The organism is Roseibium sp. ROS1, assembly GCF_054658215.1.
Window position 1 is genome coordinate 188045 of record NZ_BAAGIG010000005.1, and the last position, 24584, is coordinate 212628.

20 protein-coding genes are annotated in these 24584 nt (G+C 60.3%); 7 read left to right on the forward strand and 13 right to left on the reverse strand.

All coding sequences use genetic code 11. The features are described 5' to 3' along the window. Positions 1–145 precede the first annotated feature (145 nt). On the forward strand, positions 146–1126 hold the full coding sequence (locus ACYQ6M_RS27045; protein WP_460076694.1) for a sugar-binding transcriptional regulator: 981 nt from the start codon (positions 146–148) through the stop codon (positions 1124–1126). Positions 1127–1145: 19 nt separating this feature from the next. Here the strand turns inward: ACYQ6M_RS27045 and ACYQ6M_RS27050 are convergent, their stop codons facing one another. From ACYQ6M_RS27050 to ACYQ6M_RS27105, 12 genes are all read right to left on the reverse strand, one after another. After that, positions 1146–2090, reverse strand: a complete 945-nt coding sequence (locus ACYQ6M_RS27050) for a carbohydrate kinase family protein (RefSeq protein WP_460076696.1) — start codon at positions 2088–2090, stop codon at positions 1146–1148. Between the two features lie 23 nt (positions 2091–2113). Beyond that, positions 2114–3124 carry an ABC transporter permease gene (locus tag ACYQ6M_RS27055; RefSeq protein ID WP_031269518.1) on the reverse strand — a complete coding sequence of 337 codons (1011 nt, stop codon included), beginning with the start codon at positions 3122–3124 and terminating at the stop codon, positions 2114–2116. 5 nt (positions 3125–3129) lie between these two features. Then, positions 3130–4734, reverse strand: a complete 1605-nt coding sequence (locus ACYQ6M_RS27060; protein ID WP_075281778.1) for a sugar ABC transporter ATP-binding protein — start codon at positions 4732–4734, stop codon at positions 3130–3132. A gap of 78 nt (positions 4735–4812) precedes the next feature. After that, entirely contained in the window at positions 4813–5814 is a 1002-nt protein-coding gene (locus ACYQ6M_RS27065; protein WP_023001443.1) for a substrate-binding domain-containing protein, read from the reverse strand. Positions 5815–5894: 80 nt separating this feature from the next. Then, positions 5895–6875, reverse strand: coding sequence for an ABC transporter permease (locus tag ACYQ6M_RS27070; RefSeq protein WP_460076699.1), 981 nt, complete (start codon positions 6873–6875; stop codon positions 5895–5897). Between the two features lie 131 nt (positions 6876–7006). Further along, positions 7007–9094, reverse strand: a complete 2088-nt coding sequence (locus tag ACYQ6M_RS27075; protein WP_460076702.1) for a bifunctional sugar-binding transcriptional regulator/dihydroxyacetone kinase subunit DhaK — start codon at positions 9092–9094, stop codon at positions 7007–7009. Then, positions 9094–9756, reverse strand: coding sequence for a dihydroxyacetone kinase subunit DhaL (dhaL, locus tag ACYQ6M_RS27080; protein WP_460076704.1), 663 nt, complete (start codon positions 9754–9756; stop codon positions 9094–9096). Before dhaL (ACYQ6M_RS27080) ends, ACYQ6M_RS27075 begins: the two co-directional genes overlap by 1 nt. A gap of 19 nt (positions 9757–9775) precedes the next feature. Further along, positions 9776–11512, reverse strand: coding sequence for a dihydroxyacetone kinase subunit DhaL (gene dhaL / locus ACYQ6M_RS27085; protein WP_460076705.1), 1737 nt, complete (start codon positions 11510–11512; stop codon positions 9776–9778). Between the two features lie 585 nt (positions 11513–12097). Beyond that, positions 12098–14479 (reverse strand): ferrous iron transport protein B, encoded by a 2382-nt coding sequence (gene feoB / locus ACYQ6M_RS27090; RefSeq protein WP_460076706.1) that lies wholly within the window; start codon positions 14477–14479, stop codon positions 12098–12100. Next, positions 14479–14808, reverse strand: a complete 330-nt coding sequence (locus ACYQ6M_RS27095) for a FeoA domain-containing protein (protein WP_460076707.1) — start codon at positions 14806–14808, stop codon at positions 14479–14481. Before ACYQ6M_RS27095 ends, feoB begins: the two co-directional genes overlap by 1 nt. A 179-nt stretch (positions 14809–14987) precedes the next feature. Continuing rightward, on the reverse strand, positions 14988–15569 hold the full coding sequence (locus ACYQ6M_RS27100; protein WP_460076709.1) for a UbiX family flavin prenyltransferase: 582 nt from the start codon (positions 15567–15569) through the stop codon (positions 14988–14990). Further along, entirely contained in the window at positions 15566–17080 is a 1515-nt protein-coding gene (locus ACYQ6M_RS27105) for a UbiD family decarboxylase (protein ID WP_460076712.1), read from the reverse strand. Before ACYQ6M_RS27105 ends, ACYQ6M_RS27100 begins: the two co-directional genes overlap by 4 nt. Before the next feature lie 149 nt (positions 17081–17229). On the opposite strand from ACYQ6M_RS27105, the gene ubiT reads away from it, so the two are divergent. The 4 genes from ubiT to ACYQ6M_RS27125 are packed head-to-tail and all read left to right on the forward strand — an operon-like array spanning position 17230 to position 20068. After that, complete coding sequence (gene ubiT, locus ACYQ6M_RS27110) at positions 17230–17787, forward strand: ubiquinone anaerobic biosynthesis accessory factor UbiT (RefSeq protein ID WP_460076714.1); 558 nt, start codon at positions 17230–17232, stop codon at positions 17785–17787. Continuing rightward, a complete protein-coding gene (gene ubiU, locus ACYQ6M_RS27115) occupies positions 17784–18794 on the forward strand; it encodes a ubiquinone anaerobic biosynthesis protein UbiU (RefSeq protein WP_297836891.1) in 1011 nt (336 codons plus the stop codon). The genes ubiT and ubiU overlap by 4 nt, the downstream gene beginning before the upstream one ends. Before the next feature lie 3 nt (positions 18795–18797). Then, positions 18798–19709 carry a ubiquinone anaerobic biosynthesis protein UbiV gene (ubiV, locus tag ACYQ6M_RS27120; RefSeq protein WP_460076717.1) on the forward strand — a complete coding sequence of 304 codons (912 nt, stop codon included), beginning with the start codon at positions 18798–18800 and terminating at the stop codon, positions 19707–19709. Next, positions 19682–20068: a hypothetical protein gene (locus tag ACYQ6M_RS27125; protein WP_370201116.1), complete on the forward strand. Its 387-nt coding sequence runs from the start codon at positions 19682–19684 to the stop codon at positions 20066–20068. The genes ubiV and ACYQ6M_RS27125 overlap by 28 nt, the downstream gene beginning before the upstream one ends. An 11-nt stretch (positions 20069–20079) precedes the next feature. On the opposite strand, the gene ACYQ6M_RS27130 is transcribed toward ACYQ6M_RS27125, so the two are convergent. Further along, positions 20080–20766, reverse strand: coding sequence for an NnrU family protein (locus ACYQ6M_RS27130; protein ID WP_460076720.1), 687 nt, complete (start codon positions 20764–20766; stop codon positions 20080–20082). A 214-nt stretch (positions 20767–20980) separates the two neighbouring features. Here ACYQ6M_RS27130 and ACYQ6M_RS27135 point away from each other — a divergent pair, with 214 nt between their 5' ends. Further along, on the forward strand, positions 20981–22198 hold the full coding sequence (locus ACYQ6M_RS27135) for an NnrS family protein (RefSeq protein WP_460076976.1): 1218 nt from the start codon (positions 20981–20983) through the stop codon (positions 22196–22198). A gap of 155 nt (positions 22199–22353) precedes the next feature. Then, entirely contained in the window at positions 22354–24564 is a 2211-nt protein-coding gene (locus tag ACYQ6M_RS27140; RefSeq protein ID WP_460076722.1) for a 4Fe-4S binding protein, read from the forward strand. The last annotated feature ends 20 nt before the right edge of the window (positions 24565–24584 follow it).

Consider the following 24584-nt stretch of genomic DNA (forward strand, 5'->3'; position numbering starts at 1 on the left):
CAGACAATCGTAACATTGTCGTCTTTTGTTGCAACGAAATGACAAATGTTACTTAATGTTGTCAAAAGTCAGATTCACTAATCGGCGGATTGGACTATCGGCCGAAATCGTGCAATTCAGATCGGCAACAAAGGGGGGAGCGGTCATGACAATGGAACCGTCTCGAGAGGTCAATCGCCGCGTACCTGCGGAGTTTGACGATGTCGTCGTCTGGGCAGCCTGGCTCTATTACGAAGAATCGCTCAACCAGAGCGACATTGCCGGCATCATCGGTGTCTCGCGCGCAACCATCGTGAACTATCTTCAGGAAGCACGAGAGCGGGGTGTCGTTCGCATCGCCATGGATGCGGGCGTCATGGCACGTTCCGATCTCTCACGGGAGATATGCGAACGCTTTGGCCTCAGCGAAACGCTGGTGGTGCAGCATCAACCCGGCGCGGATGCCCAGACACGGCTATTGACCCTTGGTGCAGCCGGTGCGCGCCAGCTGGAGCGGATGATCGACCCCGGTGAGATCCTCTGTGTTTCCTGGGGCAAGACTGTTCTTGCGGTTGCCGACGCGTTGAAACCCATGAGCGACGTCGACGGGGTCACGGTGGTTCAGGTGACAGGAGCCGCTACCAGCAAGCGCGACTTTTCCGCCGAACTCTGCACCGCAATCATGGCCCGTAAGCTTGGTGCGATCAGCATGAACCTGAATGCACCGGCTGTTCTGTCCAGCGCAGACCTGTGCCAGGCGCTGCGACGTGAACCTGCCCTCGAACGCCAGTTCGACATGATCCGGCACGCCCGTACGATCGTTTTCGGGCTCGGTGGCCTTGGTCCGGAAAGCACCATCCGCTTTGCCGACATCGCGACGGACGAGGAAATCGACGCCTACGGTGAAGACGGCGCGAAAGCCGTTCTGATCTGCCGGTTCCTCGATGAGGAGGGCAATCAGATCACCCGGGAATTCGACAAGCGCATGATGGGGATCGAACTCGACGAACTGCGCGCCATTCCACGCCGGCTTTGCGTGGCAGGCGGATTGTCAAAGCTCGAGGCAATCCGCGCAACGCTGAAGGGTGGTTATGCAACCCATTTTGTCACCGACCTGGAAACGGCGCGGGCCCTCCTCAAGGGCTGAGGCCCGCGCGTTCTGTCTGTCAGGCAAGAACCTTCGCCGAATTCATGAAGTTGACGGTGTCCTCGAAGCTCTTGATGCCCGCGTCAGACCCGAGCCCCGTCGCCACAAGCGCCGCCGAGGCCTGCGCAAAGTTCAGCGCAGTCTTCAGATCCATCTTGTGGTGAAGGGCCGTGATGAACCCGGCGTCGAAGGCGTCGCCGCAGCCGGTCGTATCCACGACGGAAATCTCGAACGCAGGCTGGCGGACAAACTCGCCCTTGTGATCCATGAAGCAGACGCCGTCACCGCCAAGCGTGAAGACACACTGCTTGACGCCGCGATCCAGGAAAAAACGTCCTGCTTCCTGGATGTCGCCTGCACCGGAAATCAGACGGGCTTCTTCGATCGACGGCATGAAATAATCGACATGCGGAAGCAGCGGTAGGAGCAGGTCGATTGTGTTTTCGTTGGCTCCCAGCAAATCGAAGGTGACCGTGCGGCCACGTTTCTTGGCTTCCGCCAGAAGTCTCGCGCTCGGCTCGCCGTCCAGTTTGGCCAGCAGTCCGGTTCCACCCAGGTGAATGATTGACGGCGCCAGCACGGCATCAAGCATGTCTGCTGGGACATCGAAATGATCGGACGCGCCGCGCTGGTGCAGGGCCGGACGGTCACCGTTGCGGCGCACGTTCAGGATGGTTGCCGACGTCGGTACGCCCTCGAGCCGCTGCATCAGGCTGGTGTCGACCTTGAACCGGTTGAGCGTCGACAGCACGAAGTCAGCCTTTTCATCGTCGCCGACGGCTCCGACGGCCAGACAGTTCAGTCCGAGTTTCGCCAGATCGATCACCGTACCGCCCGCGGTACCGGCAACGGTCAACCGAATTTCGTCGACGAACTCGACGTTTCCGCCCTCGGGGATCGCATCGACCGGGCGACCGAGAACGTCAAGAATGTAAAGGCCTATGACAGCAGCATCGTGGCTCATTTTTCCTCCCGGGAAAGTATGTTTCAGGCGCGGTTGCGCAATGCGAAGATCGTGCCCGCCAGCAGGATGAAGGCGCCGATGATGGCGAGTTGAAGCGTGCTGGGGATACCGATGAAGACAAGAACGTTGCTGACCAGCGTGATCAGGACAACGCCGAGCAGTGTGCCGACCACGGTTCCCGAACCACCGGTGATCTTGGCGCCGCCGAGCACCACTGCCGCGATGATTTCCAGTTCCATGCCTGCAAGGTCGAACGGGTTGGCAAGCCGGTTCGAAGCGACATGCACGATACCAGCGACACCAGCCAGAAGGCCGGCCCAGCCGAAGACGAACAACCTGACATAGAACAGATTGAACCCGAGGCGCTCGGCAATGCCCGGATTGCCGCCAGCTGCAAAGATCGCCCGTCCCATGAGCGTTCTTTCGAGGATGAACCAGGTCGCAAAAGCCGCGGCCACCAGCACCAGCACTGTTGCCGGCAGGGTCGAGATCACACCATTGGTGCCATGCCACGTGATCAGCGAGGCTTTCCCGAAGCCATCCATTGCGGCCGGAATATTCATGAACAGGGCCGTTCCGATGAACGTCAGCAGGAAACTGCGAATGAAGTACTGGGTGCCGATGGTAACGATCAGCGAAGGCGTGCGCAGCGCATGGACCAGAAGCCCGTTGACCACGCCGAAAGCAGCTCCTCCGGCGGCGGCCAGCGGCAAGATCACCCAGATCGGCATGCCCGGAAACACATTCGTGACCAGCATGGTCAGCGCGTACATGACGAAGGCTGCGATCGCGGTAAACGATACATCGATCCCGCCGGCGGCAAGAACGGCAAGCACGCCCATTGCAAAGATGCCGCGGACCACCGAGGCCCGCAGAATGTCGAAGAGATTGTTGACCGCCAGAAAATCCGGATTGGCAATCGCAACGCCGATCACCGTCAGGATGACGAGTGCAAGCGTGAACAGCTCCGGTCTGCGGCCCATCAGATCCCAGATGCGCTTGAACACGCCGGGTCCGCTGTTGGTAAGGGTCATGTCGGTCACTGTGCGGCTTCCTCGTCCATGTTCGCCGGCGCTTCCGTCGCCGGGCCTGCAGCCATTGTCTGGTAGATCCCGTCTTCATCGACCTCTTCGGCCGCATAATCGGCGACGATCCCGCCCTGTCGCATGACGAGAATGCGGTCGCAGTTCTGCAGCAGCTCGGGAAGGTCATCGGAAATGATCACGACAGCCATGCCGTCGTCCGCCAGACGCTGAATGATGCGGAAGATCGTGTCCTTCGAGCCAACATCGACGCCGACAGTCGGGCCGTGCAGCACCAGGAGGCGTGGTTCGATGGTGAGCCAGCGTCCGATCAGAACCCGTTGCTGGTTACCGCCTGAAAGCGACTGCACCGGCACCGTCACATCGGGCGCGACCACCTGAAGATCAGTGATCTGGTCTTCAGAGAGCTTGCGCGCCTTGCGCTGACTGATCATTCCGAAGAAATTGCGCAGCCTGTTCAGCACCGGCAACGTGACGTTGTCCTGAATGGATTTTTCCAGAAAGAGGCCTTCGGTCAGGCGGTCTTCGGGAACATAGCCGACGCCTTCCCTGATGGCCTCGGCCGGTGAGCGCAGGGCAACCGACCGGCCGTCCAGACGGATCGTGCCGCGTTCTGCCGGGACGACACCGGAAAGCGCGAGAGCCAGCTCGTTGCGGCCGGAATCCAGAAGGCCGGTCACACCCAGAATTTCACCCTTGCGCACCGTGAACGACAGGTTCTTGAAGGCACGTCCCTGGCTCAGTCCTTCGACCTGAAGCAGCGTGTCGCCGATTTTCGGCTCGGTCCGATACCGGGCCTCGGAAATCTCGCGACCGGTCATCAGATGACCGATTTCGGCCTTGTTGGTGGTGGTCACGTCGCGCTCGGCAACCTTCTGACCGTCACGCATGATGATGGCGTGTCCACCAAGAGACTTCACCTCGTCGAGCTTGTGCGTCACGAACAGGACCGTCACGCCCTTGTCCAAAAGCTTCCGGACCACGGAAAGCAGGTAGTTCACTTCCTGCCGGGTGAGTGAAGTGGTTGGCTCATCCATGATGACGAGCCGTGCCTCTGCGGCAATGGCGCGGGCAATCGCGACCAGCTGCCGGGTTGCAAGAGGAAGCGTGTCAATTCTTCGCGTCAGGAAGGCACGGTCCGTCGGCAGATGAACCTGCTCAAGAGCCTTGGCCGCAGTTTCGTAAAGCGCGCCCAGCTTCAGCCTCCGGGCGAGACTGCCGTCTGCTTCCACGAGCTGACCTGTGAGGGCGACATTTTCGGCAACCGACAGATTGGGGAGCAGGGAAAGGTCCTGATAGACGGTCTCGATGCCCGCACGCAGGGCACCGATGGCACCGAGATCGCCTGCGACCTCGCCTTCGGTCTGCACGCCATCGATGAAGATCTGTCCCGATGTCGCCGGTTGGGCGCCAGAGATGATCTTGATCAACGTGGACTTGCCGCAGCCGTTTTCACCCATGAGATGGTAGATCTGTCCGGCATGAAGCGTGACGCTGACATCCTTCAGCGCCTGCACGCCGCCGAACGACTTGCGCACATTGCGGATCTCGAGAAAAGGCGCCGTGCCTGTCTTTTGAGACTGAGCGGGCTGGGGCTGCATGGTGACGTCCTGTGAATTCGATAGGTTCGGGGACGCGGTGTTCCCGCGCCCCCTGTTTTGCAGTCGTGTGTCAGAGGATCAGAACGGGTATTCGCCGTAGTTTTCCTTGCCGACATCAACCCAGGCCTGACCCTGAATGATGATGCCCTTGCCCGGACCCTGGCTCACCTTGACCGAGTTATAGCCCTGCACGCCGAGGTCGGCGCCATCGGTGATTTCTTCGCCATTGAGGATCTTTTCCGAAACGACGTTCATCACGTAGCCGGCATCCTTCGGATCCCAGAAGTAGATCCGGTCGACAGCGCCGGTCTCCAGGTAAGGTCCGGTGTCCTTGGGCAGACCCAGGCCGAAGACGCAGGTCTGATCGGACCGGCCAGCTTCCTCGATCGCACGGCCAATGCCGATGACGTCAATTGCGGAGGAACCCTGGAAACCCTTGATGTCCGGATAGGCGCGCAGGATTTCCTTGGCCTTCTCATACGCCTTGTTGGCGTCGTTGAAGGATTCGTTTTTCGCAGCAACCAGTTCCATGCCCGGATACTTTGCTTCCGCGTTGGCCGCACCGGCATCAACCCACTGGTTGTGCGTCAGGCTGCCGAGTGAGCCGACGAAGGTCGTCCACTTGCCTTCACCGCCCATGCATTCGGCCAGACCTTCGTTGATCTTGGTGCCGAACGCGGCGTTGTCGAAAGCTTCGATGTCGGCATCCGCGTTGACGATGCTGTCACCTTCATGGGCGATGACCTTGATGCCACGGCCCTGTGCACGGCGCAGCACGCCTTCCAGTGCGGACGGATCCATCGGCACTACCGCGATCGCGGATACGCCCTTGGCAACCAGATCCTCGATGATGCGTGCCTGCTGAGCGGCATCGGCCTGTGCCGGGCCGATCTGGGTGGCGTCGATAGCCTCCTTGTCCGCATTGAAGGCATCGACGCCTTCGTTCATGCGGATGAACCAGTTTTCGCCGGTAACCTTCACGACCGTCGTGATGGTCTGCTCGTCAGCAGCCAAAGCCGGGCCGGCAAGTATAGTGCTCAGGACGAGCGCGCTTCCAGCCAGTTTCTTGACTGATTTCATAGTCTTTCCTCCACGGTTTTTTAAAAGGGCTGTTCATTCTTGCGCCGCCCGGGATGCCCTCAGGCCCGCGGCGCATCCGTTCATTGCCTTGATGGCAACCAGATGCTGAAGTTCACGCGAGCCGAGGCCAGCAGGGCGAGCAGAAGGACACCCCAGGCAAGGTCGCGGAAGAAGTTCGAGATTCCGAGAAAGTTGAACAGGCTCGACAGGATCTGCAGCGCCGTTGCCGCAAGAAGAACGCATAGCACCTTGCCGTATCCGCCTTCCGGCTTCACACCACCCAAAACCGCAATCAGGATCGCGATGAGGACATAGGAGCTGCCGTAATCCCATTTGACGGACAGATTGCGTGAAGCGATGACGACACCCGCGATAGAGGCCAGAATTCCGCAGATCGTATAGGTGATCACGATCATGCGGCGGGCCGGGATACCGCCATAGTGAGCGGCCTTGGCATTCGACCCAAGCAGCATCAGCTTCACGCCGAAGGGCGTATAGCGCAGGACATAGGCAATCAGCCCGGCCACCACGACAAACAGCGTGAAGCACAGGGGAACGCCGAGAACGGGCAGGTTTCCAAAGCTGTCGAGCGGCGGAATATATCCGAGGCTGAGTGCCGATCCGTTGGTCAGCCAGACGGCGACACCGGTGAACAGCAGCTGGGTGCCGAGTGTCGCGATCAGCGGCGTCAGACCGGCAAAGGCGATGACTATACCATTTAGAAGACCACCGACGAGACCGACCGCAATTGCAACGCCGGCGAACGTCCAGGAGAACAGCAGCGGATCGTCACCCGGCACGATAAGTGCACGAACGACCAGAAACGAAACGATGCCGGAAAGATTGGCCAGGGCGATACCGGAAAGATCGATGCCGCCGTTCCCGGAGATCATGGCCAGGGTCACGCCAAGTGCCAGGAGGCCGAGCTCCGGTACCTGGGCAGCCATGATCTGCAGGTTATAGCTGTCGATAAAATTGGCACCTGCAAGCAGGGCACCGGTGACCAGCACGATCACATTGATCAGCGCCAAAAACACCGTCTGTCGGTCAGCTCTAGGCAACAATCTTTCCTCCCAGGGGCCGGAGCGTTTGCACTCCGGATCGTTAATTGTATTTAGACAAGGGTATCTGACAAATGTCAATCACTCTGATTCAAGGTTTGACAATTCACCTTTAACCCATTGTCTTTTCGTCACTTTCCACCCTTCTGCTCACCGAGTTCCGTCAGTGCAGGAGTGTGGCAGGGATGGTCGAGAAGGGTGATAAGCTCGTCGTCCAGCTTCATCAGCGAGAGCGACACTCCCTTCATGTCGAGCGAGGTGAAATACGGTCCGACGAAGGTGCGGTGAACGCCGATACCATGCGCCTTCAGACGCTGGCGAACACGGCGTGCCAGAATGTAGAGTTCCATCGTCTGGGTGCCGCCGAGCGAGTTGATGAGCAGCGCCACGCGATCGCCGCGCACCGGTGCCATCTCGCTCAGAATGCGGTCCAGAAGCAGATCCGCGGCATCATCCGCCTTGACGATCTTCTGCCGCATCACACCGGGTTCACCGTGGATGCCGACCCCGATCTCCATCTCGTCCGGACCGACCTCGTAGCTCGGCTGCCGGGTATCGGGCAGCCTTACCGGCTCCAGGGCCAGGCCCATCGTGTAGGTACAGTCGGCCGCGCGCCGCGCAACGATTTCGCAGGCCTCGAGCGAGGCATTGAGATCTGCCGCAGCCCCCGCGATCTTGAAAACGAAGACGTTGCCGGCAACACCCCGGCGCGACCCGCGGGTATCCGGTGGTGACGAGGCGATGTCGTCTGTCGTCACAACCTGACGAACACGAATTCCCTCCGCTGCTGCCATTTCGGCAGCCATGTCGAAGTTCATGACGTCACCGGAGAAGTTTCCGTAGATATAAAGAAGCCCGGCATCGCCATGAACTGCACGGCTCGCAGCCAGAATCGGATCAGGCGGCGGCGCGGCAAAGATGTTGCCCATGACGGCAGCATCAGCGCAGCCCTGGCCGACATAACCCCAGAACCCGGGGTCATGGCCCGAACCGCCCCCAATGACGATGCCGACCTTGCCGGACCTCGGCCCGTTCCGCGCCATCACGGCACGATGGGTCCCCGGCACCTTGGCAAGCAAGGGTTCATGCGCCAGCAAAAGACCGTCAATACTCTCGTCGACAATGTCCCGTGCTTCGTTGATCAGTTTCTTGTCGCCACCGTGATGGATGCGCGGTGCAGCCCCGTCGACAACAGGGGCCGGGACTTGCGAACGCCGTTTCGGCTCCTGCCAGCCATCCGCCGTGAGCACACCCCTTGCACTGGCGGCATCGGTGATCAGCACATTGACGTATCCGCCGCGCAGCGCAGCAAGGATCGCCGAAACCTTTTCAATACCGCCGGCAACGGCAATGCGCTGCGGGATTGCCCGCAACGCTGCAAGATCAAGGCCAATCGTCCGATCGTTGACCGGACCGATGACCGGTTCCCCGCGTGCCGAGATGAAGCGCCCGCTGACGCTGCCGACCGCGTCCTGATAATGCGCTTGCTGGTCGACCCCGTCGAGAAAGCCGCTTGTGTGAATTGTGCTTTCCGGGCGCATCGACGAAATGCCCATCACGATGCGATTGGCTTCCGAAAGAACAACCATCTGCTCCGACAGGACGGTTTCGGCCAGCAGCCGTTCGCGCATTTCCGGTGAGGATACAATGGCAGGTGCCGACAAGGGCACCCAACGAGCCCCGAGCGCTTCGGCAAGGCGGGCAGCGCAGGCCTCCGGGGTCCAGGGTATACGCGCCGTCGTGCTGCCGGACGCCTGAACGACGCGAATGTCGGCAAGGCCCGGATGGTGCAATTCCTCGGCAAGGGACAGAACAGACCGGCCCCAGGCCACTGCAATCGTATCGCCGGCGCGCACCAGCCTCTTGAGCACCTGCGCACCTGCAGCCCCAAGCCGTTCGAACAGCGAGCGATCACCGCCTTCGCTGGGGATGACCAGGCAATCCTGCAGGTTGAAGCGGTCCTTCATGGCCTTTGCGATCATGACCGAACGGAAACGATCCGGTTCGATCTCGATATTGACCAGCCCACGCGTGCGCGCATCGGCCAGATAGGTATTTACCGACGCCCGGGAGAGCCCCATGAGGTTGGCGATGTCCGCCTGGGTCATGCCGTCTTCGTAATAGAGCCAGGCAGCCCACAGCAGCGGATCGTCGCCGAACCGCATCGGCATTTCACTCAGGACGGCCTTGTCGGGTTTCCCGCCGGAACGCTTCACCATCAGCTTGCCTCCCCTTGCAGGAGGTTCGCGAGACCCTCGCGCAATGCGGCAATGATGATGACTGCGGAGGCGGCTCCCGGGTCGACATGCCCGAGCGATCTTTCACCCAGTCTTGCGGCCCGGCCGACGGAGGCAACCATGGCGCGCGTGGCTTCTCGCCCTTCGCTCGCGGCCTCCAGCGCGGCATCGAGGCAAGCAACCGGGCCTACCCCGTTCTCTTGTGCTTCTGTTACGGCACGCGCAGCCGGCCCCCAGGCGTCCAGCATGGTCTTGTCGCCAGGGGTCGCCTTGCCCCGTTGTGCAATCCCGTCGCAGAAGCAGACAACCATCTCCGGGAGACGGTCCACCGGAATATCCTGCTGCGCATCAAAGGCCTGCCCAGCCCGAAGAAAGGCACTGGCATAGAGCGGTCCGGTCGTTGCACCGACGGCATTCAGGAAAGAGCGTCCTGCAATCGGCAACAGGGCACCGGCCTTCACGTCCTGGTTTGCAGCCTCAACGCACGCGGTAACGACCGCGGCAAATCCGCGTGCCATGGTGTTCCCATGGTCGGCATCACCGATGGCGCCATCCAGGGCACCAAGTTCGGCACTTGCTTCGTCGATCCGCATCGAGACGATGCGGAGCAATTCGGTCATTTGCGTTGCGTTGAGGTTTGTCATGGTTCGTCTGCTGCTCCGTTTAGCCCAGCCTCTTTTCAAGTGAGTCGGCCAGTGCCACCAGGATAAGGCAGCAGGATGTCGCGCCTGCGTCCAGCACACCGCGCGATCGTTCGCCCAGACGGCTGGCACGTCCGATCTTCGCGACCAGATCGATCGTGCTGTCACGTCCCTGTTCTGCGGCCTTGCGCATGGCGGCAAGGGCAGCAACGAACCCTTGCGATTTCGCACCGTCAAAGGCTTCGACCGCCGGAACAAGCGTGTCGATCAGTGTCTTGTCGCCGACCTTTGCCGAGCCGGTCCGGCGAACGCCATCAAGCGCGGCATTGAGAACGGCCGAGAACCCGTCGGCATCGATGGCGGGGCGCCCCTGAACGGTCGTTGCCATTTCCTGGAACATGAAGCCGTACAATGGCCCCATGGATCCGCCGATCTCGCTCATCAGGACATCGGACAGAACGCTCATCGCCTCATCAAGTGAAAGGGACTTGCCGGAAATACGCTCCGCGGCACGACCAAACCCCTTGGCCATGTTGATCCCGTGATCACCGTCCCCGATCAGACCGTCGATTTCGGAAAGATAGGCCTTGTTCGCGACGATCACCTCGGCAACTTCCGCCACGATCTCCTGAGATCCCGCAACAGGCACAGAAGGTCCTTCTATGGTGACATCCTTTGCGACGGTGGACCGCGCTTCTTTTCGGCTTCCCCGTGACCTGTGGGTCGGAGCGCCTTCGGTAACTTCCGGTGCTTCGACCTGCCCGGTCGACATGCCCGGTGCCTCGGCGGCCATGTCCAGCAGCTCTTTCAGCTCACTGTCGAGCGCCATGACCGTCAAGGTCGCACCGATCATTTCCAGGGAGGTGAAGTAGTTGCCGACAAACGCCTTGTGCACACGAATGCCCTGCGCCTGGAGACGTGTCTCGATGCGGTTGTAGAGGACATAAAGCTCGTTCACGGGCGTGGCACCGAGACCCGAAACAAGCACGGCGACTTCCGCTCCGTCCTCAAGTCCGTGATCATCGAGAACGATCTTCAGCATGTCGTCGGCCACGGCATCGGCAGAAGCGAGCTTTTCGACACGAACACCGGGTTCGCCGTGGTGACCTATGCCGACTTCCATCGTACCGGCTTCGATCGAAAAATTGGGATGACCCACAGCGGGCAAGGTGCAGGGCCCGAGACCCACACCAACGGACCGGCAGGCATCGATTGCCTTTTGCGCGGCCGCCTGCACTTCCGTCAATGACCCGCCGAGCGCAGCCTTCGCTCCGCCGATCTTCCACATGAAGATTTCTCCGGCGACACCCCGGCGCTTTTCCCGCTCGGCAAGCGGCGCAGAGCAGACGTCGTCGTTGGCAACCACCGTAACGACCTCGATGCCGTCGGGAGCCACCATTTCCTTGGCCATTTTCACGTTCATGTTGTCGCCGGCATAATTGCCGTAGAGGACGGCAACACCCTTGCCGCCATCGGCGGCGCGGATCGCATCGGCAAAGCTCTTGGCGGTCGGTGAGGAGAACAGCTCGCCAACAGCGGTGGCGTCGACAAGGTTCCGGCCGGTATAGCCGATAAAGGCCGGCTCGTGACCCGATCCACCACCAGTGACGATACCCACACGACCTGGCCGCGGCGCTGTGGTGGACACGACAACACGGTCGTTTTCCGGATCCAGCCGGACAAGGTCGCTATGCGCCCTCACGAAGCCGGCAACGGTCTCGTCCACGAGGTTGTCTGGGTCGTTGATAAATCTCTGCATTCTCTTTCCGCTTGAAAAAACGTCACAGAAGGGCTCAGCCCCGGAAGCCATGCGCGAGACACCTTTGAACAAAGGTCCGCGCTCGGCCAACCAAAGTTTCCGAGACAAGAGTGACGCTGATTAGCTCCTCCCTGAGCCGCCCTGAACGTGCAGGTCCGGTCTTGATGGGCTCTATGCTTCATCCGTATTTTGTCATTTGTCAAGCAAGAGTCGAATAATATCAAAAATCGACATTCTCCGTGTCGAAACGCTGTCGGCCAGCGACGCTACAGCATTGCAGCCGCAATCCCGGCCAGAGCCGGAACCGCGTTCTTACTACCTAAAGTTTCGGTATTTGCACTTGTTTGGAGAACGAATTTCGATGCCGTCAACTTGACCTGGCTCCGTCCAAATCGACAGAACGGCGGGTAGTGACCCACGGATCTAAGGAGCTGACCTAAATGAGCATTCAGACATGCCTTTTGGCTGCTCCTATCGACGCAGGGAAGCGAAGGCCTTGCAGATGCCCACAGCATCGATCGCCCTTCGCCACTCCTCGAACGCCCGACGGCACAAATTGGCACTTTCTAGTTATGAGGGTAAAATTCACCCGGATGCGGAAGGTCGAAAATCCGCCTTGGACGGACCACTTCTTCCAAGGGTCCGGCTAACGAAGAAGGTCAGTCCGATCAGTCCCGTCATCAGCGCCAGCCAGAAAAGGGAGCGTTCAGCGTGGCTGCCGATCTGGCTGAGCTGATAGGCGATCGTGGCACCGGAATAGGCGACAAACGTTGTCCAGGCAGCAGCAAAGACGGCCCAACCGGCACCGATCTCCCGAGCAATCGCAGAAAGGGTCGCAACGCAGGGGATGTAGAGCAATACGGCCAGCATGTAGGCAAATGCAGCGCTCTGGCTGCCGAAATACCTGGACATTTCGGCAAAGACGGCTGGCTGGACGTTCTGTTCGCCTGCGGCGGCTTCGAAACTGGATATGTCACCGACATCCAGTCCAAGTGGATCAAGCAGGGCATCCGCCAGGCCGAGCAGGGATTCGCCCAGGGCAAGCACCGTGGCTTGTGCGGTTTCCATCGGATTGGGAACCACTTCAGCTGTCGTTTCGCCGGACGCGTAGAGAGCCTGCAGGGTTCCCACGACGGTTTCCTTTGCGAACATGCCGGTGAAAAGACCGACCGCTGCCGGCCAGTTGTCGGCACTGACGCCCATGGGTTCAAGAACGGGCGTAACCTGCCGGGCTGTGAGCGCCAGTATGGAGGTGCCATTGTCCTCATTGCCGAAGCTGCCATCGGGGCCGACGGAATTCAGAAACGACAGAAGCGCAACCACGATCACGATGGTTTTTCCTGCCTCGGCAACAAATTGCCGGATCCGGGCCCAGCAGAGCCGCAGGACCCTGGAAAACGGCGGCATCTGGTAGATCGGCAGCTCGATTGCCAGAGGCCTGGGTCGCTGCAAGGTCAGCCGGGGAGCCAGCATCCAGCCGGTGAATAGCGCTGCCGCGATGCCGATCAGATAAAGTGCGAAAACGACATTCTGGCCCCCAACCGGGAAGAAAGCAGCGGCGAACAGCGCATAGACCGGAAGGCGTGCCCCGCAGGACATGAAGGGCGCCATCATCGAGGTCAAAATGCGCTCGGCGCGCGTGTCGAGTGTCCGCGTCGCCAGCACCGCCGGAATTGTGCATCCGAAACCGAGCACGAGCGGCAGGAAGGCGCGGCCCGACAGTCCCAGACGACGCATCACACGGTCCGCGACCACGGCTGCGCGGGTCATGTATCCGCTTTCCTCCAGAAAGATCTGGCACAGGAACAGGAACCCGACCACCGGCACGAAGGTCCCGACCGTCTGAATGCCGGTACCGATCGCGCCGACGGCGATGTCGAGGACCGTGCCGGACAGCCCGAGCTGATGGAATACGAGCGCTGGCGTATCGACAAAGGCAGCCTGACCGAGGCCATCGAACAGATCGATGAAAACGCCGGACACATTGATCGTCAGGAAGAACAGGAGATACATCACGCCAAGAAACAGCACCGGGCCGAACCATGGCGAAAGAGCGATCCGGTCGAACCTGTCGGACAGAAATCTGCGACCTGCAGGGGGCGGCATATCTATGCGGCGCGCCAGAAGGGTTGCCTGTGCAAGGGGCGCGTCCGCCAGATACTGGTCGAGCGGCACGCCTTCCACAGGTCCGGTCTCCTCGATTAACCGGTCACGGATTTCAAGAAGGTCTTGTCTCGCGCGTTTTTCCGTCAACCAGTCCCGTTCCATCAACCGGCGCGATGCGGCAACGGTGTTGGCGTTTTCATATTCGGGCCTGCCGTCCAGTACCTGTTGCAACGCCTCCAAGGCGTCGCAGACCTTGCCGGGCAAGGATGTCTGCTGAGGAGAGGAAACGCGCTGCCGATCTTGCAGGCAACGTGCAAGCTGGTCATGGAGCTGATCGAGCCCTGAAAGGGTTCTGCCGGAAACGGCAACCACTGGAACATTCAATTGTTCGCTCAGAACCCGAGCAGCTGCGTCCACGGCAGACGACGTCCAGCAGTCGGCCTTCGTCAGAACCGCCACAACGGGCACGCCGTTTCCACGGGCCTGCAGCAACATGGACAATCCGCGATGCGGCGCGGACAGATCCACCGCAACAATCAGGGCATCATGCGCCACGTTGACGAGCGCGTCTCTGGCAACCCTTTCATCTATCCGTTCCGCCTGGGGAGCGGACAGGCTCGAGATTCCCGGCAGGTCAACGAATTCAACGGTCAGACCCTTGATGACAGCCGTTCCGCTCTTTCGATCGACGGTCACGCCGGGCCAGTTGCCGATCGTTTGCCGGGCGCCGGTGAGCATGTTGAACAGCGTGGACTTGCCCGAATTGGCAGGGCCGAGCAGGAAAACCCGGTACTGGGCCGGCGCACAGGGCAGAAGATCCCGCCGAACGCAACCGGGTGCGGCACAACTGGAACAGCCCATCAGACGTCCCTCCCCCGGAAAACGTGTTCTTGTCCCTGTTCCTTCTGGCGATTGCTGTCGCAACCGCAGCCGCAGTCACAAGGAGAGAGATGGACCGACAAGGCCAGATCCGCGCCGATGGCGGCGCGAATGTCGCCACAGGCCACGATGCGCGGCCGCAAACCGTTGCCGCGAAGAAGATTGATGACCGTGTCGGGTGCAAGCCCGGCCGCAAGAAGTTCCATGCGCGAGTGGCGTGTCTCACCGAGGCAGACAACGTGATATGCCTTGCCCGGCACAGCATGCGCAAGCGTCAGAACATCCGCGCCACTGGCCGTCGGCGGCGGCATTATTTGTCCACTCTCGGTTTGAAGGATTGGTTCAGACATTGGCGAAGCCCTTCTTGTTCCGAATAAGGGCGTAGCACCGGGAGAACCCGACCCAATTGACCATAGTCAAGTCTGACAGGGGGCTCGGTCGCGGCGAAAGATCACAGATCGACCGGCAAAGGGCTGCCGGAGATCTAATTTCAGGCTGGTTCACCAGTCCATCGCCGCAGGTTGTCTCCCGGATCGATCCCCGCCGTTGCGAGCGTGCGGGCAGCAATCTGCCGGGTCATTTCCTCTATCGTTGAAAGGCCCAGATAAAACGGAGGCACCGGCGGTGCGACGATCGCACCCATGCGGGTGACCTTGAGCATTGCCTCCAGGTGCCCTTCGTGGAGCGGGGCTTCACGAGCCAGCAGGACAAGCTGCCTGCGTTCCTTCAGAGTGACATCTGCAGCGCGCGCCAGCAGTCCCTCCCCCGTGCCGTAGGCGATGGCAGCGAGGCTGCGCATGGAACAGGGCGCGACGATCATGGCATCCATCTGAAAGGAGCCGCTGGATATGGGTGCGGCGACATCCGAAGCGGCATATTCCTGCGTCGCGAGATCGTGGATTTCCCGGCGGGCCGCATCGCCCAACTCAAGCTGTATCGTCCGTTCCGCCGCAGCGCTCACCGTGGTGAAGGTGTCGAGCCTGAGTGCCTTGCACAACCGCAGAATTTCAAGTGCAATTGCCGCACCTGACGCCCCGGAAATGCCGATTACAAGTCGTTTACGCCGGCTCATGGGTGCACCTCGGCCGCAGGTGTTAGGCACAGCTGCTCGAAGAGGCTGTCAGCACGCGTTTCCATCTCCGCCGGCATGGTCAGTTTCTCCGCAAACCTCCGTACCGTCTCTGCGCCAGTCTTGATCGTCGCATCAATGCCGAGCTTGCCTCCCAGTCCCTCGCGCGGACTGGCAAAGTCCAGTTGATCGACCGATGTTCCGGTCAGGACGAGCAGGTCGCGCTCCGGGTCGGACCGTGTCGCGACAGCCCACATGACATCGTCCCAGTTCCGGATGTCGATGTCCTGATCGACAACGATCACGTATTTGGTCATCGAGAACTGTGGCAAGAGTGACCAGAAGCCCATCATCGCCCTCCGTGCCTGACCGGGATAGGTCTTGGCGATCTGAAGGATCGCCACTCTGTAGGAGCAGGTCGCAGGAGGTAGATGGACATCGATAATTTCCGGAATTGCCTGTTGCAGCAGCGGGCGGAAGAGACCCGTCATGGCCTCGCCGATAACAGAGGGCTCGTCGGGTGCCCTGCCTGTGAAGGTCGACAGATAGACGCAGTCCCGGCGCATCTTCATGGCCTTCAGCCGGAACACAGGATAATCGGCGGCTTCGTTGTAGTAACCGGTGTGATCGCCAAAAGGTCCTTCCAGCGCCGTCTCTCCCGGCTGGACCTCTCCCTCCAGGACAATCTCGGAACTCGCCGGGACATGAAGATCGATCGTATCGCAGGGAGCAAGCTTTGATGGCGTGCCGTTGAAGACGCCGGCCAGCGCCAGTTCACTCACGTTTGCCGGAGCCGGGATAACAGACGCCAGCAAGGTTGCCGGATCACAGCCGATTACCACGGCAACAGGCATTGCCTCGCCTGACTGCTGCCACTGGCGGTAATGCTGGGCACCGCCGCGAAACGGCAGCCAGCGCAGGATTGCCCTGTCCTTGTCCAGCACCTGGATCCGGTAGATGCCGAGATTATAATTCCTGGGATCGTCCTTGCCGGGACGACGGGTGACGACCATTCCCCAGGTGATCAGCGGTCCCGCATCGCCCGGCCAGCAGGTCTGGACCGGAAGCTGCGAAAGATCCGGCTCAACCCGCTGAAGATCCTTGGGAACGCCAGTCATCTTCGGCCTTGAATTCAGCCCTGCCTTTGCCATCGGGATCAGGGTTCCAGCCTCCCGCCAGGAAGCGGGCGGCTGCGGACTGCGCAAGCTGGCCAGAAACTGTCCGAGGTCGGGCAGGTTTTCGGGGTGAAGACCCAGTCCGTTCGCAACGCGCTTCGAGGTGCCGAAGAGATTGATCAGAAGGGGTGCGGCAAAACCGCCCCGGTCTGCCCGGACTGGATTGGAAACGAGGACCGCGGGACCGGCACTCCCGATCACCTTCTGATGCAACGCGGTCGCTTCAAGATGAACATCCACGGGGGTGCTCAGGGTCTTCAAATCGTCTTGACGACCCAGAAAATCCAGGAATTTCCGCAAGTTGGGAAAGGGAGGCAGGTCGCGACCGGTCTTTTGCATCGTGATTCCAGCAAGACATGCGCGTGTGGCAACACGCTGCTCAGAGTGTCCGGCGATATCGGCAGAACGACCGATGCCCGCCTTGATAATTGTCAAGTTGGCAAGGGGCGATGCCGGTCTAGGCTCCGCTCACAGAAAGTGAGATCCGGATGCAAACACACCTCTCTTCGGAAAGCCTGCCACCACTCGTTTCCTCCCTTGTTTCGCCCCTGCCGAAACCTCCAATGGAAGCGCTGTTGTCGACCCTCACGAAACGCCTCGTCGCACGCCGGCCGGATCTGATCCGCAGGCTCGGCGACGTTGTCCAGGTGCCGATCGCGATCGTTCCGGACGATTTGCCCCACGCCTTTCTTCTGTCACTGGACCCGGACAACTCCAGGGTCCGGATCTGTGACAAGAGCCGGATTGGCGATGCCAGGGCGATCGTGCGCGCTCCCTTTCTGGTGCTGCTGGGGCTGCTGGACGGCACCTATGATGGCGACGCCCTGTTCTTCAGCCGTGATCTTCGTATCGAAGGCAGGACAGAACACGTGTTGGCCCTGCGCAACACGCTGGAAGAGGCAGATCTCACCCCGGGCGAATTCTTCGGCCTGAGCGGACAATCGGCCGACTGGGTCAACACCATCAGCGACAAGCTGCTGGGCCAGGTTCGTGCCTTTGCGCAAAAATCCGCCCAAGCTGACTGTTCCCGGCAGAAACTCTCATGAAATCGCCTGAAGCAAAGCCGTTGGAACTGGTTTGCCCGGCAGGAACCCCTGCCGCGTTACGCGCAGCAGCGGAAGCCGGTGCCGACGCGATCTATTGCGGCCTTGCAAACGAGACCAACGCGCGCAACTTTCCCGGGCTGAACTTCTCGCCGGAAGAGCTGGCGGAGGGCGTTGCCTTTGCCCACCGCAAGGGGTCCAGGGTGCTGGTCGCGATCAACACGTTTGCCCGGGCCGGAGATGTCGGTCTGTGGCGAGAGGCTGTCGATACGGCTGCGCAATGCAGGGCCGACGCCGTCATTGCCGCAGATCTTGCCGTTCTCGATCATGCGGCAAGCAACCATCCTGAACTGAGGCTTCATCTGTCCGTGCAGGCGGCCGCCAACACGCCCGAGGCGATCCGGTTCTATACGGACACTTTCGGGGTGAAGCGCGTCGTCCTGCCCAGGGTGCTGTCGGTGCCTGAAATCGCAAGTCTGAACAAGGAAATCGACGTTGAAACCGAGGTCTTCGTTTTCGGCGGGCTCTGCGTGATGACGGAGGGCAGATGCTCGCTTTCCTCCTACGCCACGGGCAAGTCGCCGAACCTGACCGGCGTGTGTTCGCCGCCGGAACATGTCGACTACACCGAAGACGCCGACGGCAAACTTCAGGCCCGGCTCGGCGGGTTCACAATCGACAGTTTCGAGCAAGGCCAGGCAGCCGGTTATCCGACGCTCTGCAAGGGCCAGTTCACCGCGGAAGGCAAGACCGGCTACCTGTTCGAGGACCCGGTTTCCCTCAATGCCTTCGAGCTTCTCGGAGACCTTTCCAAGGCGGGTGTCACAGCGCTGAAAATCGAAGGTCGCCAACGCGGCAAGGCCTATATCGCGGGCGTCGTCGGCGCGTTTCGAAAGGCTGTCGACAGTCTTTCAGACGGCGGCGACCCCGGCCCGGCCATCGGCGCCTTGAAAGCCTTTTCGGAAGGCGGCCGTCAGACCGCAGGCTCCTACAAGAAAACATGGCGATAAAAGATGCCGGACCATCCGAAAATTGAACTTGCGCTCGGGCCCTGTTTCTTCAACTGGTCTGCAGAGCGGCTTGTCGACTTCTACCGCGGCATTGCCGAGGAAGCGGACATCGACCGCGTGTATCTGGGTGAAGTCGTGTGCGGCAAGCGCATGCCGTTCACAGATGCACTCTGGCCGGACATCATGGAGATGCTGACCAAGGCCGGTAAACAGGTGGTCCTGTCAGGGCTTGCGCAACCCGTCAACAAGCGGGAACGGGAGATCCTGCGCCAGCAGGCCGGTTATGACATGCCGATAGAGATCAACGATCTGTCGATGGTCCCGGGCCGCGCTGGCCAGGAATTCACGGCAGGCCCGTTTCTGAATGTCTACAACGAAGCCAGCCTCAGACTGCTTGCCGACAGAGGAGCCACGGCCTGGTGTCCTCCGGTCGAACTGCCTCTTGTTTCGATCCAGAAAATCGCCGCGCTCGTGCCGGAGGTGGACATTGAACTCTTTGCGTTCGGCAGGCTTCCACTCGCACTCTCATCCCGTTGTTACCATGCAAGGGCACATGGGCTGCGCAAGGATGCCTGTCAGTTTGTCTGTGATCGCGACCCGGACGGAATGAACATCGCCACACTGGACGATCGCAGGTTCCTGGCGGCAAACGGAATTCAGACCCTGTCGGATGCCGTTCATGTTGCGGGCGTAACCAGCGGACAATTGCAGGCAACGGGTATCCGCCGGCTACGCCTGTCTCCTCATTCGCTGGACATGGTGAAGGTCGCCGGCACATTCAGGCGTTTTCTGGATGGCGAGCTGACATGTGAAGACTTGAATGCAGAGCTCGCAGGCCAAGACCTGCCCGGCCCTGTCTGCAACGCCTATCTCGCAGGAGATGCAGGATGGAAGACAGCGACACTCCCGGCCTGAGACCGGGCACCGAAGCGCGAAGCGAACCATTTCCGGATGTCATCGAGCAGATCCACCGTGAACTGCAACGCTTGGACATGCCCTGTACGTGCAAGGAACAACTGGACCGGACGATCGTCGCCATAGAAACCTGGAGAACCCTCAAGCTGCAGAGGGACCTGACCGGCAATATCGAGACCGAGTATGCCCAGATGGCGTCCGGCATATCCTTTCTGAGCGACCTGGCGCTCCTCAGCCGCAAGCCGCTGTCACCGCAGGAGATGCTCGATCATGCCGAAAGCCTCAAGTTTCTGGCGGATATGGCGGATCGGTGTGCCCGGCGGCTGACGGAATTGGCCAGAATTTCCGGCAAGACCTGACGACCGCTGCCTTACGGCATCAGCGTTGCCACGGGATCGACACCTGCAAACAAGGGGTGCGCGACAGCCAGGACAATGTAGAGCACAACCCCTGCCGTTGCCCTGAAAAGGATTGCTTGCCAGTTGACCGGAGCCACGCTGGACGAACGCTTCATGTCGGCAAGCAGGCAATTCCAGGTATTGCCCATTTCCCTTTGTTTGCGCCGATCGATCAGTTTCATGCCCGCCAGAGAGAAAACCGCAAACGTTCCGAACAGGATGACGTGTGCCAGATCTCCGTTCGGAACAACATGCGCTACCGACCACAGAAACGCAGCCACCAGGATCGGGTGACGGGTCAGGCCGACGATGCCTGGACGCTCGGGATCGAACCGGTTGTTGTGCCGCCCGCCGAAGGAGAACGGGTTTGGTGCGCCGATCCCGAAGGCGAGGATCAGACAGACGGGCAGCATCATCAATACGGGTACATAGGTCTGCCAGGTCTCCCAAGGCCAAAGCGCAACGTATGGCGCATCACGGGCTGCCACAATCAACCACCACAGGATCACCAGCGAAAGCAGCGAATAGCAGAGTGAAAACCCGCGCGGTGAGAGGAAGGCGACCAGAAGGGGACGAATCGGCGGCCTGACCAGAACCATGTGGGAGGCGAAGAAGACCAGGAAGGCCGCGATAAAATTGAGCCAGTTGAGGCTGGGCATGGCAGGGGCGCTCTCTAAAGGAACACGTTTCCGGAACCTTGCAGCTCCGTCGATATACCTGACTCTTATAGTCATGAATCCAATCCGACTTGACGATGGTCAAGACACTTGCAGACCCGTCTTGGGATCATGAGCCAAGGGCACTTCGGCCTGTTTCATCTTCAGCTGCATTTGCCGGTCTGCCGGCAGAAACACCCTGAAAGGCAAGCTCATGATGGCAACTCATCGTTTTGGGGCATTGGGCAGCCCTACCCGGATTCCGACAGTGTTGACCGCCGGGTTCAGGTTCTTTTTCCTCTCCGCAGGCATTTTTTCGGTATTTGCCATGCTCGCCTGGACAGTCTGGCTCGGTGTGCACGCCGCCGGAGGCACTTTTATCTCCACACCCATGGCCATGGCACCACACCTCTGGCACGCGCATGAAATGGTTTTCGGCTATACGGCTGCCGTTATTGCGGGGTTCTTCGTGACCGCGGTGCCCAACTGGACCGGAACGAAGGAAGCCGGTTCGCTGTTTGTCATTGCCAGTGGCACGGTCTGGCTTGCCGGACGGTTTGCGATCTGGTTTTCCAACAGCATCGACCCGGTGATCGTTGCCGCGGTAGACCTTGCCTTTGTCCCGGTCCTCTCCACCGCCGTACTCGGGCGCCTTGCTCGCAAATCCCAGGCCCGGAACATGGTGTTCCTGGCCCTGCTGACGGCTCTCCTCACCGGCAATCTGATGATGCATCTGGAGTGGGTCGGCTGGACCGACGACACCGCCCAGGCCGGCGTTCGGATGGGAATATTCACCAGTACGGCCATGATCGCGATTATCGGTGGCCGGGTCGTGCCGGCGTTCACGCGCAACGCCCTGCTTCGGGCGGGCTATCAAGGGTCCCTGCCCGTGTCACGTCTCTGGCTGGACCGGGCAGGTATCCTGCTTGTGCTGCTGACAGCTCTCGCATTCCTGCCGTTTGTGCCTGAGGTGTTGCGTGGTGGGCTTTGCCTGGCGGCCGGGCTGGTCACGCTATTACGTCTTGCCGGTTGGCAAGGCTGGGCGGCGCGAAGGGAACCGATCCTCTGGATCCTGCATGCCGCCTATCTACTGCTTGGGTCCGGGTATCTGGTTTACGGTGTGACTTTACTGACCGGCGAATACTCCGAAACGGCTGCCCTGCATTTGCTTGCTGCCGGAGCAATCGGCAGCATGACACTTGCAATGATGACGCGCGCCTCGCTCGGTCACGCGGGTTTGCCGTTGAAGGTGTCGAGGCCGATCGTGCTCGCCTATGTGCTTCTGATCGCCGCCGCGCTGGTGCGAAGTTTCGGGCTCGGCGCCCTCGGCTACTTCGAAACCATGCTGCTGTCGGGCAGTTTGTGGATCGTGGCCTTCGCTTTGTATGTCGGGGTCTATTTCCCGATCCTGACGACGCCTCGAATACGAAAATAACAATATTTATCAAGGCGCTCGCCACAGGTGAGCGCCTTTTTTTCATCTCCTGAAAAATCAATTTCGACACGCTTGACTATCGTCAAGAAGTTACAGGCCATGAAGGCCGACAACTAGCCCCAAGAGAAAACACACGACTTCTTGGAGCGCGTCTCGTGGGTCATCCCCGTCACATTTTTCTGTTCGCCTTTTTGAGCATCGCTGTTGCCCTGGGTCTGGTGGGAAACACACCGGCCAAGGCAGATGAAGCGCTGGTCCAGCATTACCTCGACAAGGTAGCGCCGGGCGAACTCGTGCCGGGGGCCGAAACTTTCGGCCCGCTGAAGAACGATGTTCCGGTCGTGCCTGCCCTGAAAGGCAAAGACACGCTCGGCTGGGTTTACCTGACTTCGGATTTCGTCTCCACAACGGGCTATTCCGGCAAACCGATCCACACTCTTGTCGGGGTCGACAAGGACGCCGTCATCACGGGTGTCCGACTGGTCAAACACTCCGAACCGATTGTCCTGATCGGAATTCCGGACAAGAAAATCCGTGTGGTCACGGAAGGATATGCAGGTCTCGACCTGAAGGCGGAAGCCGCCAGTGGTGGCTCGGCACACGATCTCGACATCATTTCCGGCGCGACCGTGACCATCATGGTCATCGACGATTCCATCATCCGTTCGGGCCTGAAGGTTGCACGGACCCTGGGTCTGGGTGGTCTTGCTTCCGAAGTTGCGGAGAGTGGCCCGCAAAGGGAAGTCGATACCGGCAAGAAAGACATCAGTGACTGGATGACGTTGACCGGTGATGGCTCGGTACGGCGCCTGTCTCTCGATGTTGCGCAGATCAACGAATCCTTTGTGAGCCAGGGCGACAAACGTGCGGTCGATAGGCCTGAAAAAGGCCCGGAAACCGACACTTTCATCGACCTCTATCTCGCTCTTGCAGATGTACCTTCAATCGGCCTGTCGCTGTTGGGCGAAGCGGAATATGCCAACCTGATGGCACGGCTGAACGACGGCGACCACGCCATTCTTGTGGCCGGCCGGGGACGCTATTCCTTCAAGGGGTCGGGCTATGTGCGGGGCGGGATCTTCGACCGGATCCAGCTCATCCAGGACGATATCTCGGTTCGTTTCCATGACCGCCAGCACAACCGCGTCGGCACGATCGCCGCGGAAGGCGCCCCGGCCTTTTCCGAAATGGACCTCTTCATCATTCCGGCAGACTCAGGTTTCGATCCTGCCAAGGAATTCCGGCTGCAGCTGCTCGTGCAGCGCCCGGTCGGGCCGATCGAAAAGGTGTTCCTGACGTTCGACCTCGGCTACCGACTGCCGGCTACCTACCTGCGACCGGAAACATCTGTTGCTTCAGCCGTTCAACCCGCAGCAATCAGCAGCGCGGCCGAGGACGAGAAAGCCGCGGTGCAGCAGCTCTGGAAGAGGATCTGGAACGACCGCAAGGTGGACGTCATCATTCTTGGCGCGGCGGTCGCGGTGCTGACGCTGGTGTTCTTCTTCCAGATGCAGGTGACCCGCAACGAGCGTTTCACCTTCTGGTTCCGCATCGGCTTCCTCACCTTCACGCTGGTCTGGCTCGGCTGGATGGAAAACGCCCAGCTGTCGGTGGTCAACGTGCTGGCCTTCTTCTCCGCCCTCACGAGCGACTTCAGCTGGGACGCCTTCCTGATGGATCCGCTGGTGTTCTTGCTGTGGTTCTCCGTGGCTGCCGCCCTTCTGTTCTGGGGACGCGGCGCCTATTGCGGCTGGCTGTGCCCCTTCGGCGCCCTGCAAGAACTGACCAACCGTATCGCCAAGCTGTGCCGTATCCCGCAGATCGAAGTGCCGTGGGGTCTGCATGAGCGCCTGTGGCCGGTGAAATACATCATCTTCCTGGGGCTGTTCGGACTGTCGCTCTATTCACTCGATGTGGCGGAACACTATGCCGAGGTCGAACCCTTCAAGACGGCCATCATCCTCAAGTTCCAGCGCGCCTGGCCCTTCGTCCTGTTCGCGGTGGCCCTGCTGGCAGCCGGCCTGTTCATCGAGCGGTTCTACTGCCGGTATCTGTGCCCGCTCGGCGCGGCGCTCGCAATCCCGGCACGGCTGCGGATGTTCGACTGGCTGAAGCGGTACCGCGAGTGCGGCAACCCCTGCAATCGCTGCGCCAAGGAATGCATGGTCCAGGCCATTCATCCGGAAGGCCACATCAATCCCAACGAGTGCCTGAACTGCCTGCACTGCCAGGTTCTGTATCAGCACGACCAGAAATGTCCCGTTTGCATCAAGAAGCTCGCGAAAAGACGGCGGTTCGAGGTGCAGACCGGTCTCGTCAAGCCGGACACAAAAGCCAAGGCGGAAACGCCGGTGCCGGCCAAATAACCTTCAAAAGGCAACCTAAG

Excerpts from the sequence above, each read along its gene's own strand:
- ACYQ6M_RS27045 (WP_460076694.1), top strand. The coding sequence starts at position 146 with ATGACAATGGAACCGTCTCGAGAGGTCAATCGCCGCGTACCTGCGGAG.
- ACYQ6M_RS27050 (WP_460076696.1), bottom strand. The coding sequence starts at position 2,090 with ATGAGCCACGATGCTGCTGTCATAGGCCTTTACATTCTTGACGTTCTC.
- ACYQ6M_RS27055 (WP_031269518.1), bottom strand. The coding sequence starts at position 3,124 with ATGACCCTTACCAACAGCGGACCCGGCGTGTTCAAGCGCATCTGGGAT.
- ACYQ6M_RS27060 (WP_075281778.1), bottom strand. The coding sequence starts at position 4,734 with ATGCAGCCCCAGCCCGCTCAGTCTCAAAAGACAGGCACGGCGCCTTTT.
- ACYQ6M_RS27065 (WP_023001443.1), bottom strand. The coding sequence starts at position 5,814 with ATGAAATCAGTCAAGAAACTGGCTGGAAGCGCGCTCGTCCTGAGCACT.
- ACYQ6M_RS27075 (WP_460076702.1), bottom strand. The coding sequence starts at position 9,094 with ATGGTGAAGCGTTCCGGCGGGAAACCCGACAAGGCCGTCCTGAGTGAA.
- dhaL (WP_460076704.1), bottom strand. The coding sequence starts at position 9,756 with ATGACAAACCTCAACGCAACGCAAATGACCGAATTGCTCCGCATCGTC.
- dhaL (WP_460076705.1), bottom strand. The coding sequence starts at position 11,512 with ATGCAGAGATTTATCAACGACCCAGACAACCTCGTGGACGAGACCGTT.
- feoB (WP_460076706.1), bottom strand. The coding sequence starts at position 14,479 with ATGGGCTGTTCCAGTTGTGCCGCACCCGGTTGCGTTCGGCGGGATCTT.
- ACYQ6M_RS27095 (WP_460076707.1), bottom strand. The coding sequence starts at position 14,808 with ATGCCGCCGCCGACGGCCAGTGGCGCGGATGTTCTGACGCTTGCGCAT.
- ACYQ6M_RS27100 (WP_460076709.1), bottom strand. The coding sequence starts at position 15,569 with ATGAGCCGGCGTAAACGACTTGTAATCGGCATTTCCGGGGCGTCAGGT.
- ACYQ6M_RS27105 (WP_460076712.1), bottom strand. The coding sequence starts at position 17,080 with ATGCAAAAGACCGGTCGCGACCTGCCTCCCTTTCCCAACTTGCGGAAA.
- ubiT (WP_460076714.1), top strand. The coding sequence starts at position 17,230 with ATGCAAACACACCTCTCTTCGGAAAGCCTGCCACCACTCGTTTCCTCC.
- ubiU (WP_297836891.1), top strand. The coding sequence starts at position 17,784 with ATGAAATCGCCTGAAGCAAAGCCGTTGGAACTGGTTTGCCCGGCAGGA.
- ubiV (WP_460076717.1), top strand. The coding sequence starts at position 18,798 with ATGCCGGACCATCCGAAAATTGAACTTGCGCTCGGGCCCTGTTTCTTC.
- ACYQ6M_RS27125 (WP_370201116.1), top strand. The coding sequence starts at position 19,682 with ATGGAAGACAGCGACACTCCCGGCCTGAGACCGGGCACCGAAGCGCGA.
- ACYQ6M_RS27130 (WP_460076720.1), bottom strand. The coding sequence starts at position 20,766 with ATGCCCAGCCTCAACTGGCTCAATTTTATCGCGGCCTTCCTGGTCTTC.
- ACYQ6M_RS27135 (WP_460076976.1), top strand. The coding sequence starts at position 20,981 with ATGGCAACTCATCGTTTTGGGGCATTGGGCAGCCCTACCCGGATTCCG.